This is a genomic window from Micromonospora sp. NPDC047465 (genome assembly GCF_040643125.1).
Classification (GTDB): domain Bacteria; phylum Actinomycetota; class Actinomycetes; order Mycobacteriales; family Micromonosporaceae; genus Micromonospora.
This window is the reverse complement of record NZ_JBEYTP010000040.1, coordinates 48,759-63,618: the sequence shown is the minus strand read 5'-3', so window position 1 is coordinate 63,618 and position 14,860 is coordinate 48,759. Positions and strand designations below refer to the sequence as shown.

General features: G+C 76.8%; 13 protein-coding genes. 2 read left to right on the top strand and 11 right to left on the bottom strand.

What is annotated here, in order from left to right:
• Window positions 1-165 precede the first annotated feature (165 nt).
• The 4 genes from ABZ793_RS27815 to ABZ793_RS27800 all read right to left on the bottom strand — a co-directional run bounded on the left by ABZ793_RS27815 (window position 166) and on the right by ABZ793_RS27800 (window position 6,357).
• On the bottom strand, window positions 166-810 hold the full coding sequence (locus ABZ793_RS27815; protein ID WP_357462160.1) for a response regulator transcription factor: 645 nt from the start codon (window positions 808-810) through the stop codon (window positions 166-168).
• The gene (locus ABZ793_RS27810) at window positions 801-1,946 is read right to left on the bottom strand and encodes a histidine kinase (protein WP_357462159.1); all 1,146 of its coding nucleotides are present in this window, start codon (window positions 1,944-1,946) and stop codon (window positions 801-803) included. Before ABZ793_RS27810 ends, ABZ793_RS27815 begins: the two co-directional genes overlap by 10 nt.
• 4 nt (window positions 1,947-1,950) lie before the next feature.
• A complete protein-coding gene (locus tag ABZ793_RS27805; RefSeq protein ID WP_357462158.1) occupies window positions 1,951-2,763 on the bottom strand; it encodes a DedA family protein in 813 nt (270 codons plus the stop codon).
• 132 nt (window positions 2,764-2,895) lie between these two features.
• A complete protein-coding gene (locus ABZ793_RS27800) occupies window positions 2,896-6,357 on the bottom strand; it encodes a BTAD domain-containing putative transcriptional regulator (RefSeq protein WP_357462157.1) in 3,462 nt (1,153 codons plus the stop codon).
• 171 nt (window positions 6,358-6,528) lie between these two features.
• Here ABZ793_RS27800 and ABZ793_RS27795 point away from each other — a divergent pair, with 171 nt between their 5' ends.
• Entirely contained in the window at window positions 6,529-7,407 is an 879-nt protein-coding gene (locus ABZ793_RS27795) for an alpha/beta hydrolase (RefSeq protein ID WP_357462156.1), read from the top strand.
• A gap of 110 nt (window positions 7,408-7,517) precedes the next feature.
• Here the strand turns inward: ABZ793_RS27795 and ABZ793_RS27790 are convergent, their stop codons facing one another.
• The 6 genes from ABZ793_RS27790 to ABZ793_RS27765 all read right to left on the bottom strand — a co-directional run bounded on the left by ABZ793_RS27790 (window position 7,518) and on the right by ABZ793_RS27765 (window position 12,853).
• Entirely contained in the window at window positions 7,518-9,074 is a 1,557-nt protein-coding gene (locus ABZ793_RS27790; RefSeq protein WP_357462155.1) for a protein kinase, read from the bottom strand.
• 133 nt (window positions 9,075-9,207) lie between these two features.
• Window positions 9,208-9,411 carry a hypothetical protein gene (locus ABZ793_RS27785; RefSeq protein WP_357462154.1) on the bottom strand — a complete coding sequence of 68 codons (204 nt, stop codon included), beginning with the start codon at window positions 9,409-9,411 and terminating at the stop codon, window positions 9,208-9,210.
• Window positions 9,412-9,413: 2 nt separating this feature from the next.
• On the bottom strand, window positions 9,414-10,469 hold the full coding sequence (locus ABZ793_RS27780) for a LacI family DNA-binding transcriptional regulator (RefSeq protein WP_357462153.1): 1,056 nt from the start codon (window positions 10,467-10,469) through the stop codon (window positions 9,414-9,416).
• Window positions 10,470-10,637: 168 nt separating this feature from the next.
• On the bottom strand, window positions 10,638-11,486 hold the full coding sequence (locus ABZ793_RS27775; protein WP_357462152.1) for an SAM-dependent methyltransferase: 849 nt from the start codon (window positions 11,484-11,486) through the stop codon (window positions 10,638-10,640).
• Between the two features lie 108 nt (window positions 11,487-11,594).
• Window positions 11,595-12,482, bottom strand: a complete 888-nt coding sequence (locus tag ABZ793_RS27770; RefSeq protein WP_357462151.1) for a helix-turn-helix transcriptional regulator — start codon at window positions 12,480-12,482, stop codon at window positions 11,595-11,597.
• A 131-nt stretch (window positions 12,483-12,613) separates the two neighbouring features.
• Window positions 12,614-12,853, bottom strand: coding sequence for a DUF397 domain-containing protein (locus ABZ793_RS27765; protein ID WP_350684094.1), 240 nt, complete (start codon window positions 12,851-12,853; stop codon window positions 12,614-12,616).
• Between the two features lie 266 nt (window positions 12,854-13,119).
• Between ABZ793_RS27765 and ABZ793_RS27760 the strand changes: the two genes are divergently transcribed.
• Window positions 13,120-13,770: a GGDEF domain-containing protein gene (locus ABZ793_RS27760; RefSeq protein WP_357462150.1), complete on the top strand. Its 651-nt coding sequence runs from the start codon at window positions 13,120-13,122 to the stop codon at window positions 13,768-13,770.
• A 50-nt stretch (window positions 13,771-13,820) separates the two neighbouring features.
• Here ABZ793_RS27760 and ABZ793_RS27755 read toward each other — a convergent pair whose 3' ends face one another.
• Complete coding sequence (locus ABZ793_RS27755; protein ID WP_357462149.1) at window positions 13,821-14,843, bottom strand: phosphotransferase; 1,023 nt, start codon at window positions 14,841-14,843, stop codon at window positions 13,821-13,823.
• Window positions 14,844-14,860 lie beyond the last annotated feature (17 nt).

Genomic DNA, 14,860 nt, shown 5'->3' with positions numbered 1-14,860 from the left:
TCAGCTTGGCCCGCGCGTTGCGCAGGTTCATCTGCCGGTTGCCGCCGCGCTGCTGCACCAGCGACTGCTCGTAGGCGTCACGCTGGGCGCCGGTGCCCCCACCACGACGCACAGCAACCCACACCCCACCACGACCGCAGCAGCAGCAGCAGCGGAGAGAAGAACTCAGACCCCGAGATACCGCAGCACCGCGAGCACCCGTCGGCTGTAACCCCCCGCCCGCGACAGCTCCAGCTTGTCGAAGATCGTGTTGATGTGCTTCTCCACCGCGCTCTGCGACACGTGCAGCCGCCCGGCGATCGTGGCGTTGGTGTGGCCCTGCGCCATGTGGTGCAGCACGTCCCGTTCGCGCGGTGTCAGCCGCGCCAGCGGGTCGGTGCGGTCGGCGCCGGCCAGAACCTGCCGCACCACCTCGGGGTCCAACGCCGTCGCGCCCTCGGCCACCCGGTCCAGGGCGTCGAGGAAGTCGTCCACCTGGGCGACCCGGTCCTTGAGCACGTAGCCGACGCCCTCGGGGCGGTCGGCGAGCAGCCGGGTGGCGTACCGCTTCTCGACGTACTGGGAGAGGACCAGGACTCCGGTGCCGGGCCAGCGCCGCCGGATCTCCAGCGCGGCGCGCAGCCCGTCGTCGGTGTGGGTGGGCGGCATCCGTACGTCGGTGACGACGACGTCGGGCCGGTGCCGGGCGACGGCGTCGACCACGTCGTCGGCGGTGGCGACGGCGGCGGCGACCTCGTGGCCCTCCTCGGTCAGCAGCCGGGCCAGGCCCTCACGCAGCAGCGTGGAGTCCTCGGCGAGCACTATCCGCACGGCAGCTCCACCGACACCGTCGTGGGCCCGCCGGCCGGGCTGTCGACCCGCAGCCGCCCGTCCTGCGCCGCGACCCGTCGCGCCAGGCCGGACAGCCCGCGCCCGGCAAGGTCGGCCCCGCCGACGCCGTCGTCGTGCACCGTCATCCGGACGAACTCCTCCCCGGCCCCGATCTCGACGGTGATCAGGGTAGCGGCGGCGTGCTTGGCCGCGTTGGTCAGCGCCTCGCACGCGACGAAGTACAGCACGGTCTCGACCTGCCGCTGCGGGCGTACCGGCAGGTCGCAGCGGACGCGGACGGGAACGTCGGAGCGCTGGGCGACCATCTCCAGCACCTGCCCGAGGTCGGCGTCGTCGAGCGCGGACGGGTACACCCGCCAGGCCACCTCGCGCAGCTCCGCGACGGCCTGCTGCGCGTCGGCGTGGGCCTGGGCGAGCAGCGCGGCGGTGCGCTCGGCGTCCCGGCTGCGGCGGGCCCGGCCGAGCAGCATGCCGAGGGCGACCAGGCGCTGCTGGAGACCGTCGTGCAGGTCCCGCTCGATGCGCTGCCGTTCGGCGTCCACGGCGGCGATGACGCCGGCGCGGCTGGCGGCCAGCTCCCGGACCCGGTCTTCCAGCAGGGTACGGGCGTTCGGGCCGAGCAGGCGCCGGGCGAGCCGGACGTCCAGCGCGGCCACGCTCACCACGGCCTGCACGTTGACCAGGAGCAGCGCCGCGCCGACGACGGCCTGTAGCAGCGCGTCGGTCACGCCGAGGTCGCCGCGGAACACGGCCCGCACCACGATCGACGCCAGCACCACGCCGACGGCCAGCACCCCGTACGCGAGCAGGCCGAGCGCCCCGGGCAGCAGGCGGGCGGCCAGGTAACCGACCTCCCGCCGGCCCGCCGCCCCGGGCGGGACCTCGACGCCGTGGAACCGGGCCAGCCGGTCCCGCTCGTACCGCGCCAGCGTCGCGGCGTACCGGCGGATCGCGGTGCGGACGCGGCGGCGGGCCGGCGGCACGGCCGCGGCGCCGGCCACGGCGACGGCCGCGCCGAGGAGGAACAGCGCCTCGACCACGGCCGTGAGGATCCCGAGGGCGACCCCGACGGGGATCCGGGTCGGGCGTGGCGTCACCGGCCGGGGCGCCTCCACCGGCTCAGCGCACCCCGTCGCGGTCCCACGGGTCGGGCTGCCCGTCGGAGTAGGCGCTGCGGTAGATGGTGCCCCGCCCGGCCGGGTCGGGCGCGTGGTGCAGCGGGGCGGGTCCGGGGGTCGGCTCCGCCTCGACGGCCGCTGCCGCGCCGCGCCGGGCGCGGATCACCCGGGAGACCACGAACCAGCCGACGGCCGCCACGCTGGCGACGATGACCACGTTCTGCAACACACCGACGTACCCCTCGACCAGGTGCCAGTTGTCGCCGAGCAGGTAGCCGGCCATCACGAAGGTGGTGTTCCAGATCAGGCTGCCGAGGGTCGTGTAGACCGCGAACGTCCACACGGGCATGCGCTCCACGCCGGCCGGGATGGAGATCAGGCTGCGGAAGATCGGGATCATCCGGCCGAAGAAGACGGCCTTGACCCCGTGTCGCAGGAACCACTCCTCGGTGCGGTCGACGTCGCTGAGCTTGACCAGCGGCAGCCGCTCCGCGATCGCCCGGATCCGCTCCCGACCGAGCGCGGCGCCGATGTAGTACAGCGCGAGGGCGCCGAGCAGCGAACCGAGGGTGGTCCAGAAGATCGCGCTGACCACACTCATCCGCCCCTGACCGGCGACGAAGCCGGCGAGCGGCAGGATCACCTCGCTGGGGATCGGCGGGAAGAGGTTCTCCAGGGCGACGGCCAGGCCCGCGCCGGGACCACCGAGCCGTTCCACCAGGCCGGTGACGTAGCCGACCAGGCCGTCCTCCGGTGGGGCGGCCTCCCCCGTGGCGGTTCCGGTGGCGAGCAGGGCGTGCGCGGTACGAATCATGGCCCCCACGCTACGAACTCATCCTGAGAGCCGGCCATGGGGCCGGCCGTCCGGTTCCGCCGGGCGACCGCACCGGGCGGGTGCGGAAAACCGCAGGGGCCGCGCCCGACGGACCCGGCGGTGGCCGCCGTCCTAGCGGGCCGCCCGCGCCGCGACCGCGCGGGCGGCCCGGCGGTGCGCGGCGGCCTCGTCGGGGCGGCCCAGCGCGGCGGCGAGGCCGCCGAGGTGGTGGGCCACCGGGCCGAGGGTGAGGAGGCCGCTGCCGGCCCCGGCCAACTCGTCGGCGGCGGGCGCCAGTTCGGCGTACGCCCACCGCATCGTCGCGCCGTCACCGAGGGCCAGGGCGGCACGGGCGGCGAGGCAGAGCCGGGCCTCGCGGAGCAGGTCGTGCGGTGACTCCGGGAGGGCGCGCAGCGCGGCGGCGGCCTCGCCCCGGTGGCCGGTGGAGAGCAGCACCAGGGGCCGGGCCCAGGGCTCGTACGGCCCGAAGTCCCCGTCCGCCCGGTCGTGCCGCCCCGGCCCGCTGGCTCCCCGCTCCCCCGGTGCGGCTGACAGGCGCAGGCACAGCAGCGCGAGGGCGAGCAGGCCGTGTTCCATGCCGGGCATCCCGCTGCCGGTGAGCGTCACCTGCGCGGCCCGGTACGCGGCCTCCGCCCCTTCCGGGTCACCGCCGACCGCCAGCCGCAGGGCGGCGTACCACCGGGTGAAGACGCCCACCAGCGGCAGGTCGTACCGCTCGGCGAGGCGGTCCGCGGCGTCGGCGTGCGCGTCCGCGACCGTGAGGTCGGCGAGGGCGCAGTGCGCCTGCAGGAGGACGAGGTGGCCGAGGACCTCGAAGCTCACCAGCTCGTGCCGGGCGGCCAGGTCGACCAGTTCGGCGCCGATGCGGGCGCGCTCGGCGGCGAGACCGGCCCGGCCGAAGGAGTGCAGGAAGCGGGCGTTGAGCGCGTGCGCGAGCAGCGCCGGGTGCGACAGCCGCCGGGCGATGGCCTCCGCCTCGCGCGCCGCCCGGTGACCCCGGTCGGTGGTCGTGCCGCGCAACTCCAGGGCGAGGGTGCTCAGCAGCCGGCTGCGCCGTTCCGGCTCGTCGTCGCCGAGCGCGGCCAGCGTGCGCTCGGCGGCCCGGACGACCTGGCGGGAGAGCTGCTCGTCGTCGTTGCGGGTCCAGATCGCCGGGACGTCGAACGCGGTCAGCACGCTCGTGGCCAGGCCCGGATCGTCGAGCCCGACGGCCGTGGTGATCGCCGCCGACCGGAGCCGTCGCGCCTCGTCGAGGTGGCCGGTGACGGCGAGTGCCCGGCCCAGTCCCATCGCCGCGTCCAGCCGCCCGCGTACGTCGTCGTCGCCCGCACGGTCGTGGGCGGCGACCGCCTGCCGCCACAGGCGGGCCGCCTCGTGCGGGTGGAAGCGGCGTTCGGCCTGCGCTGCCGCCGCCCGGGCGTAGCGCGCGGCGCGGGGCGCGGTGGCGCGGGTCGCCGCGCGGGCGAAGTGGTGGGCGAGGGCGGCGACGTCGTGCGGGTACAGCCGCTCGATGGCGTCCCCGGCGGCGGCGTGCCAGCGGGCCCGGCGCGGCCCGGACAGGTCGCCGTAGAGCGTGTCCCGCACCAGGATGTGGGTGAACCGCAGCCGCCCGCCGGCCTCGTGCTCGCCGAGGAAGCCGGCCGCCAGGGCGCGGTCCAGGGCGTCCAGCACCGGCGCGGGGTCGCCGGCCAGCGCGGCCAGCACGTCCGGGTCGACGTCGCGGCCGAGCACCGCCGCCTGCCGCAGCACGGTCTGCGCCGCGTCCGGCAACCGGGCGAGGCGGTGCCGGATCACGTCCCGCACCCCCGCCGGGACCTGGTGCAGCGCCGACTCGCCCTCGGCCGCGAGCAGCCGCGCCAGTTCCCGGACGAAGAACGGGTTTCCGCCGCTGCGGCGGTGGATCAGGCGTACCGCCGCGTCGTCCAGCGCGGGTCCGGCGACGGCGCGGGCCAGGTCGCCGGTCGCCGGCTCGGGCAGGCCGCCGAGGTAGACCCGGACCGGTTCGGTGGGGGCCACCCGGGCCAGCGCGGCGGTCAGCTCCGGGGTGATCTCGGCGGCGCGGTACGTCCCCACGACCAGCAGCGGGCCGGCGACCGGCTCCGGTTCGCCGACCAGGGCGGTCAGCAGGTCCAGGGTGTCGGCGTCGGCGCGGTGCAGGTCGTCGACGACCAGCAGCACCGGCGCCCGGCCGGCCGCCGCCGACACCACGGCGGCGGTGGCGCGGTGGACCCGGAACCGGGCCGCCGCCGGGTCCTCGCCGGGACCGACGGCGTACGGCCCCGCGCCGGTGCCGTGCGAGCCCGGGCCGGTGCCGTCCGACCCCGCGCCGACGGCGTGCGGCCCCGGGTCGGGGCCGGGCGACGGTGCCTCCCGCCGGCCGGTGGCGTGCGGCGCAGGGTCGGTGGTTCCGGTGAGCGCGTCGGTGATCTGGGTCCACGGCCAGGCGGCGGGAGCGCCCTCGTACTCGGGGCTGTGGCCCCACGCCGTCGTCCAGCCGCCGGCGGTCAACTCCCCGGCGAGCGCGTCGGCCAGGGCCGTCTTGCCCGCGCCCGCCTCGCCCGAGACGAGGGCCAGCACGGGGGCGCCGTGCCGGGCGACGTGCCGGGCGGCCTGCCGCAGGAGGGTCAACTCCTCGTCACGGCCGACGAACGGGCGGCGGTCGTCGCGGTCCCGGGCACCGGTGAGCGAGGTCCCGCGCGGCGCCGCCGGGCGGTCGCGTCGCTGCTCGGTGCCGCCGCGAGCGGGCGGCACGGCGTCGGCCCGCGCCGGCGGGGACACCTCGGGCGGGATGAGTTCCGGCGCCTGGGCGAGGATGTCGGCCTCCAGTCGCCGCAGCCGGGGGCCCGGGTCGACGCCGAGTTCCGCCACCAGGGTGTCGCGGGCCTGCCGCAGCGCGGCCAGTGCCTCGCCCTGGCGACCCGACCGGTACAGGGCCGTGGCCAGCAACTGCCAGGCGTCCTCCCGCAGCGGGTGACCGGTGGCGTGGGCCCGCAGCCCGGTGGCCGCCTCGGCGGCCCGGCCCAGGGCCAGCAGCGCCTCGGCCCGCCGCTCGACGGCCAGCATTCGCAGCTCGTCGAGCCGGTCGATCTCGGCCCGGGCCCAGGGCTGCCCGGCGAACTCGGCGTACGCGGGGCCACGCCACAGGGCGAGCGCGCCGTCCAGGCAGGCCAGCGCCGGGCCGGGCCCGCCCGCTGCCAGCAGCTCGCCCGCCTCGGCGACCGCCGCCTCGAACCGCCAGGAGTCCACCGCTTCGGGCGCGGCACGCAGCGCGTACCCGGGTGGATCGGTCACCAACAGCCGGGCCGGCTGCCGGGGTGGCCGGCCCGGTTCCAGGGCCCGGCGCAGGTCGGCGACGAACGTCCGGATGGCCCCCACCGCGCCGTCCGAGGGCTCCTCCCACAGGTCACCGACGAGCCGGTCGACCGGCACGACCCGGCCCCGGGCGACGAGCAGGCGGGCCAGCACCGCCCGCTGGCGGGGGCCCTTCAGCGCGACGGGACCGAGTTCGTTCACCGCCTCCACCGGCCCCAGCACCCCGAAGGCCACCGGGGGTGCCGCCGACTGCCTGGTCATGGCACCAAATCTAGGCCCGCCCGGGCGCCGGCTCTCCCACGGCCGGGTCCGCGCCACTCACCCGTTGCTGACCGGTCGCTGACCGGCCCCGGGCAGGCTCGACGCCGGACGACGTGGTCCCCGACGACCACCGCGCCCGCCACCTCACCGGCACCGTAGAGAGGACCACCCGTGAACCCGACCATCAGGGGATTCGACTACCAGCGCGTCACCGTCGCCGACGGCGTCACGCTCAATGCGGCAGTCGCCGGCTCCGGCAGCCCGGTCGTGCTGCTGCACGGCTTCCCACAGACCCACCTCATGTGGCGGCACGTCGCCGCCGACCTCGCCGCCGACCACACCGTGATCTGCCCGGACCTGCGCGGCTACGGCGACAGCGACAAGCCCGCCGACCCCGACGGCACCGCGTACGCGAAGCGGACCATGGCCGCCGACGTCGTCGCGCTGGCCCGCGCGCTGGGGCACGACCGCTTCGCCCTGGCCGGGCACGACCGGGGCGCGCTGGTCGCCGTCCGCGCCGGCCTCGACCATCCGCGGGCGGTCACCCACCTCGCCGCGCTCGACGTGCTGCCGACCCTCGACATGTGGGACGTCCTGCACGGCACGACCGCCGCCGTCGGCTTCCACCTCTACCTGATGGCCCAGCCGCCCGGCCTGCCCGAGCAGCTCATCGGCGCCAGCCCGGACGCCTTCTTCGGCCACTTCCTCGACGCCTGGACCCGGGACCCGGACGCCCTTCCCGCCGACGTGCGGGCCGCGTACCTGCGGGCGTCCCGGGAGGCCGTCACCTCGATCGTCGCCGACTACCGCGCCTCGGCCGGCATCGACGTCGAGCACGACCGGGCCGACCGCGCGGCCGGCAACAGGCTGCGCATGCCGGTGACGGTGCTGCAGCAGGACTGGGGCGCGGCCCTCGGCTACGACGCGGCCGGGCTGTGGCGGGCGTGGGCGCCGGACCTGGAGCACCGCACCGTCTCCTGCGGCCACTTCATGGCCGAGGAGTCGCCCGCCGAGGTCGTCAAGGCCCTGCGCGCCCTCCTGGCCAGGTGACCGGCCGGTAGCCGTACCGGGCTGGGGTGGCCCAGCGCACCCCCGCGCGCCGACGGCCGGCCCGGGTGCGGGACCCGGGTCGGCTGAGCGGGGCGTCGGCTCGGCTCGGCTCAGTCGTCGTCCTCGTCGTCGCCCGGCGACCCGATGTCGACCCGGTCGAGCAGGGCATCGAGGCGGGCCCCCGTGTCGGGCGAGATCCGCCCCTCCTCGACCGCCTCGGCGAGGCGCTCCCGCAGGTCCTCGACCCGCTTCGGCCGGTCCTTCGGCTTGCCGCGGCTCAGGTCGGCGAGCTTGTCCCGCAACTGCTCGACCGTCTTCCGGTCGATCTCGCCCCGGGCCTGCGCCTGCACGAGCGCGGCGGCGAACTCGGCGGCGAGCTGGCGCAGGCCCATCGGGGCCGACTGGGCGGTCGACGGCGGGGCGGAGCGGGTGGCCTCCGGCGTCGGCGACGCGGTGCTCGGCTCCTCGGCCGGCGTGGCCACCGACGGGGCGGCGGTCGGCGGCGGATTCCCGTCGTCGTCGAGGGCGAGCACCCCGACGAGCCCGACGAGCAGCGCGACGCCGGCGGCGACCAGCACCGCGATCGGCCGGTTCCCCGAGGCCCGCGAGCCGGTGGCGGGGACGGGACGCGGGCCGCCGGCGGCCACGGGTCGGCCGCCCGCCGGCGGCACGCCGGCCCGGCCGGCGGTCACCGGGGATCCCGGCCGGCCGGTGGAGGCCGCCGCCGAGGTGGGTAGCGAGCGGTCGACCAGCGTGGGCGGGTGCGCCGGCGGGACCCCGCCCGCCGCCGGGGCGGGCAGGGTCGGCAGGACCGCGGTGTGTGGGTCGGCGGGCGCCGCGCCGGCGAAGCGGGCGGCGAGCTGGGCCGAGGTGGGCCGGCGGGCCGGGTCGGCGGCGAGGCAGGACAGGGTCAGGTCGGCGACGTCGGCGGGCAGGCCGGGGATCCGCAGGGGCGGCACGGGCGTGTGCCCGGCGTGCACCTCCAGCGCGTCCTCCCAGGTCCGCACGGGCAGCGGGGCCCGGCCGGTGAGCGTGCGGTAGAGCAGCGCGCCGAGGGCGTAGACGTCGCTGGCCGGGTTCGGCGGCCCGGGCCGCATCCGCTCCGGCGCGAAGTAGGCGGGCGTGCCCATCAGCAGCTCACCGGTCTGCCCGGCCAGCGGGTGGTCCGGGCCGGCGAGCGCGGCGATGCCGAAGTCGAGCACCTTGGCGCCGGTCTCGGTGAGCATGACGTTGCCCGGCTTGATGTCGCGGTGCACCACGCCGATGCGGTGGGCGGCGGCGAGCGCGGCGGCGACCTGACCGGCCAGCCGGACGGCGTCCGGCCAGGCGAGCGGCCCGTCGGCGAGCCGGTCGGCGAGGTTGCGCCCCTCCACCAGCTCCATCACCAGGTACGGCACGACCGCGCCGCCGGCCAGGCTCGCCTCGCCGTAGTCGTACACCTGGGTCACGTGGGGGTGGGTGAGCCGCGCGGCGGCGCGGGCCTCGCGCTGGATGGTGGCCCGCAGCTGCGGGTCGGTGCCGAACTCCCCGGCGAGGGCCTTGACCGCGACGGGGCGGTGCAGCACCTCGTCGTCGGCGCGCCACACCTCGGACATCCCGCCGAGGCCGATGCGCTCGCGCAGGACGTACCGGTCGTGCAACCGAAGGGTGGGCGAGAACGGCGACATAGCCGTTCAGTCTGCCTGGCCCGCCGGGGCGGCCACCACCCGCCATGCCCGGTTGCGCGCCGGCCGTCCCGATGCTGCCGCGACGACCGGCCGCGCGGGTGGCGCACACCACCCGCGCGGGTCCGGCGGCGGGTCAGGAGCAGCGCTGCGGCGCGGGCAGCGAGGGCGGCTGGATCCGGTCGGCGAGCCGGCGCAGGGCGCCGGCGGCGGCCAGCCGGGTGGGGGCGAGCCGCGCGGTGCGGGTGCGCTCCGCGCGGACCGGTGCGTCCGGCCGGGCGGAGTTGACGTGTCGGGTCACCGCGTCGATGGCGACGACGAAGCCGGTGGGCTGTTCCATGGTCAGCTCCTCGGGACGGGTCCGGTGGAGGTCCGGACGACGAGTGCGGTGGGCAGCAGGACGTGGCCGGCCGCCGGGTCGGCGGGCGGGTCGAGCAGCAGCCGGGCGGCGATGCGCCCCTTCTCCTCGGCGGGTTGCCGCACGGTGGTGAGGCCCGCCGCGGCGGCCTCGGCGATGTCGTCGAAGCCGGTGACCGAGACCGGTGGCGAGCCGGCCTCGGCGAGCGCGTCGAGGACGCCGAGGGCGAGCACGTCCGAGCCGGCCAGCACCGCCGTGGGCGGCTGCGGCGCGGCGAGCGCGGCGGCGACGGCCGCGGCGCCCGCCGACCGGCTGTTGCCGGTGGCGGCGAGCACGGTCAGCTCGGACCAGGCGACGCCGACCTCGGCGAAGGCGTCGGCGAACCCGGCGAGCCGCGCCCGGGTGGTGGGGTGCGCGACGTCGGCCACGTCGGCGAGCCGCACCTCGCCCGGGGCCGCGCCGGGCCGGACGGCGTCGCCGAGCAGGGCGACGCGGCGGTGCCCGAGCCCGGCCACGTGCGCGGCGACGGCGCGGGCGGCGGCGCGCTCGTCGATGCCGACGTAGCGGTCGTCGGGGCCCGCGTCGTCGCGGGGCGCGGTGGTGACGACGGGCAGGCCCCGGTCGCGGAGCACGTCGACGATCCAGCCCTCGTCGCCGACGCAGTAGACGCAGAAGCCGTCGACGGCGGCGTTCTCCACGGCCCGCCGCGCGGCCGTCTCGTCGGCGGGCAGGGGCACGAGCAGCAGGCTGGTGCCGTGCCGCTCGGCCGCCTCGGCGACGCCGGCCAGGAAGCGGACCGCGAAGGGGTCGGTGAAGGCGTACGACAGCTGGGACTCGAAGAGCACCCCGACGGCGCCGACCCAGCCGCGCCGCAGGGACCGGGCCGTGGGGTTGGGACCGGGGTAGCCGAGCTGCCGGGCGGTGTCGAGGATCCGCTGGCGCAGCGCGGCGGAGAGCTGGTCGGGGCGGCTGTAGGCGTTGGAGACGGTGCTGCGGGACACGCCGACGGCGTCCGCGACGGCCTGCAGGGTCGGCTTCACCGCGCGCTCCTCTGTATCGATTCAGTCTGGATCGATACAGAGACTAGTGCCGACGGGCGGCGGCGTCAATGCGCCCCAGCGATCGGCGGCGCCGACACGCCGTGACGGGCGGAGACGAGAACGCCCCGCCCGGTCAGGCCGGGCGGGGCGGCGTCGAGGCAGCGGCGGTCAGGGCTTGCGGGCGACCGCGCCGTACATGCTGACCTCCGCCGCGGTGGGCCGGGGCAGCGGGGCGCCCTCGGCGCGCCACTCGGCGACCGAGGTGACCCCGGGCTCCACCACCTCGAGCCCGTCGAAGAACCGGGTGAACTCCGCCAGGCTCCGCAGACTGATCACGCCGTGCGGGCCGCCGCCCCGGCCGGCGGCCCTCGCCTCCCGCGCGACCTCCGGGGGCAGGTGGTCGTAGGTGGCGTGGGAAGCCGCCAGGTAGCTGCCGGACGGCAGCGCCTCGAGCAGCCGGGCGACCACGGCGTACGGGTCGTCGCCGTCGGGCACGAAGTGCAGGATCGCCACCAGCATCAGCGCCACCGGCCGGGACAGGTCGATGGTGCGCAGCAGGTCGGGGTGCTGGAGGATCTTCTCCGGGTCGCGCAGGTCGGCGTCGATGTAGGCGGTGGCACCCTCCGGCGAACTGCTGAGCAGCGCCCGGGCGTGCGCGAGCACGATCGGATCGTTGTCGACGTAGACCACCCGCGACTCGGGGGCGGCCGCCTGGGCGACCTCGTGGGTGTTGTCGGCGGTCGGGATGCCGGTGCCGATGTCGAGGAACTGCCGGATTCCCGCCTCCCGGGCCAGGTGGCGCACGGCCCGCTGGAGGAAGCGACGGTTCTCCAGGGCGGCGGTGCGGATGGTCGGGAAGGCCGCCGCCATCGCGTCGCCGGAGTCCCGGTCGGCCTGGAAGTTGTCCTTGCCGCCCAGCCAGTAGTTGTACCGGCGCGCCGGGTGGGCCACCGACGTGTCGATGCGGTCGCTCGGGTGGGTGGGGCCGGTCGTCGCGCCCGGGGCGTCGGTAGTCAAGGCAGCCTCCACGACTCTGCGCCAACCGTCACCGGTGGCGTCCGTCCACTGTCGCCGGTCGGCGATCATGGTAGCCGCACCGCCGCCCCGGGCAGGGCCCTCGGCCGGTCACGCCGGGTAGAGGTCGTCCAGGATCCGGCCGAGGATCTCCGGCGTACGCTCCGGCGGCTCGGCCTCGACGCAGAGTCGCTCCATCGCCACCGCGTAGTAGTCGAGGTCGTCGCGCTTGTCGAGGTAGAGCGCGCTGGTGAGCTGTTCGATGTAGACGATGTCCGGCAGGTCCTGGTCGCCGAAGCGCAGGATCGTGAAGGCGCCGCCCGCCGCGGCGTGCCCGCCGGCCGCGAACGGGATGACCTGGAGTCGGATGTGCGGCGACTTGGTCGCCTCGATGAGTGCCGCCACCTGGCCGCGCATCACCTCCCGGCCGCCGATGGGCCGGCGCAGCGCGGCCTCGTCCACCACCGCCCAGAGCAGCGGCGGGTTCTCGCGGCGCAGCAACCGCTGGCGCTGCATGCGCAGGGCGACCCGGCGCTCGATCTCGGCCGGCGCGGCCGCCCCGTGGCCGAGCAGCACCACCGCCCGGGCGTACTCCCGGGTCTGGAGCAGGCCGGGGACGAACTGGACCTCGTAGGAGCGGATGAGTGCCGCGGCGGCCTCCAGGCCGAGGTACGACTGGAACCAGCTCGGCAGCACGTCGCCGTAGCGGTGCCACCAGCCCGGGCTGTTGGCGTCCCGGGCGAGCTTGAGCATCGCCTCGCGTTCCTCGGGCGCGGCGACGCCGTAGAGGGTGAGCAGGTCGGCGACGTCGCGCTCCTTGAAGCCGACCCGGCCCAGCTCCATCCGGCTGATCTTCGACTCGGAGGCCCGGATCTCCCAGCCGGCGCCTTCCCGCGTCACCCCGCTGGACTCGCGGAGACGACGCAACTGGGCGCCGAGCAGCATGCGCAGCACGGTGGGCCCGGTGGCCGGGCCGCCCTCGGCGGGAACCATCGTCACTGCCGACCTCCGCATGCCGGATCGTGTCGGCCGGGAGCCCCAGCCCCGGCCGACGTGTAAGCATGCCATGGACCGTGAGTGAGGAGAACTCCCAGGGAGAGGGCCGTCGGTACCGCAGGCGGGACGAGCGCTCAGCCGATGAGATGGTCGAAGTCGCCGTCGCGGGCCCCGAGCACGAAGGCGGCGATCTCGTCCATCGTGTAGATCAGCGCGGGTCCCTCCGGGTGTCGCGAGTTGCGCAGGGCGATGCCGGCGCCGCCGGGCAGTTGGGCCAGCTCGACGCAGTTGCCGCTCGGGTTGCTCCGGCGGCTCTTCTGCCAGTTGAGCGGGGGCAACTGGTTGGCGGGAACGCCGTTCGGTGGCTGCTGCATGGGGCGTCTTTCTGTCCGCGGGCCGCCGCTGCCGGGCGGGCGGGGCTGCGAAAATTCGCACGGCATCGACGAGAGGGGTTGGCTGCACGTGCATCTGCTCTTGCATCTGCACCGGCCAGCGAGCATGATAACGCACGTGTGCGGTGCCGCCCCGCTCACTCTGCGTCACCAACCGCTGGGCTGCCACCAGCGACGACAGGGCCCCGGGACGGGGCGCGGCACGCCGCGCGCCGGGGCCACGGGGCATCGTGGCGATGGGAGGTCTCGTGCCGGATCCGCTCACCGTCGCGTCCGGCATCTGCGCCGCGGGGGCCCTCGTCACCACCTGGCAGCTACGCAGCCGCGCGCTGCGCGCCGAGGCCGAGATCAGGCACCTCCAGGCCGAGCTGGCCGCCGAACGGCACGCCGCCAGCCACGACCCCCTCACCGGCCTGCCCAACCGCCGCGGGTTCTACCGGATCGCCGCCACGCTGCTCACCGACGCGGCCGGACAGCCGCTGATCGCCGTGGTGCTCGATCTCGACGACTTCAAGCAGATCAACGACCGATACGGGCACGCGGCCGGCGACCAGGTGCTGATCAGCGTGGCCCAGCGGCTCGCCGCGTTCGCCGGGGACAACCTGGTCGCCCGGCTCGGCGGCGACGAGTTCGCCGGGCTGCTCACCAGCCCGACGGTGGACCAGCGATGGATCGAGCACGCCACCCGCCGGCTCTGCGAGAGCCTCGCCGCGCCGATCCCCCTCGGCGGGCTCAGCGTGCGGGTGACCGCGTCCGTCGGGCTGGCCCCGGTCACCGGGCCGGCGCAGCTCACCGAGGCGCTCGACCGGGCCGACGCCGCCATGTACCGGGCCAAGAGCCTCGGGTCGGCGGACCCGCCCCGGCAACTCGTCGACACCGCCCACCTGGCGGAGTGCTGACCCGGCGGAGCCGCCCGGCCAACCGCGGCGACCGGCCCGTCGGGCGTCGGTCAGCGCTGGCGGGTCAGGTCGGCCAGCGCCGCGTCGGCGAGGGTGACCAGACCGTGGGGTGACACCAGCCCTCGCACGATGTCGAGCGCCTGCCGCCGGTCGGCCTCGGCGGAGGCGAGGTCGAGCACCTGGCAGGACCAGTCGCCGATGTCGTCGAGGGCGCGCACGCTCAGGAACCAGGCCAGCCGGGTGGCGTCGACGTCGACCCGGCCGTAGCCGGCGAAGGCGGCGGCCTGCTGCGCGGCGGTGACCGGAGCGAAGGCCAGCACGCCGCCGATGAGGAACATCAGGTCGCACTCGCGCGGGGCGAGCACGGCGTCGTCCCAGTCGATCAGCCACACCCGGCCCCCGGGCCCGAGCAGCAGGTTGCCCAGGTGCGGGTCGCCGTGGCAGACCACCGCCGGCCCGGGCCGGTCGCGCAGCTCGTCGCCGAGCCGCTCCACCCCCCGGGCCAGCGCCGCCACCGTCCCCCGTGCCCCCGACCAGATGCGGGCCAGCTCGTCCACCAGCGGATCGCCCTGCTCGCCCGGCCGGGGAGCGCGCAGCCGGGCGTCGACCCCGCGCGCCGCCGCCACGATCGCCGCGTGCGCGGCGCCGCCCGGAGGCAGCAGCGCGGCCAGGTCGTCGGTCACCGCCACGTCGTGCACCGCCGCCAGCAGTTCGCCGTACGCGCGCCAGTGCTCAGCCGTCATCGCGCCGCCGAGCGCCCGCGCGTCGGAGACCCACGGCACCAGGGACAGCCGGCGCCCGCCCCGGTCGCTCCACAGCCGCCCGTCCCCGGTGCGCAGCGGAACGGCGATGCCCGGCACGCCCCGCGCCCCCAGGTACGCCGACACGACCAGGCCGGCCGGACTGCCGCCGCCGCTCAGCTTGACGGCGTACCGCGTACCGTCGGCGGCCCGGGCTCGCCACAGCCGCGCGTGCCGGTCCGCACCGTGCCCCACCGCCTCGGCCCCGGTGAGGTCCACCCCGAAGTCCTCGCGGACCCAGGCGCGCAGGGCCTCCGGCGCGTCGTCGGTCATCCCGGCACCCTGCCATT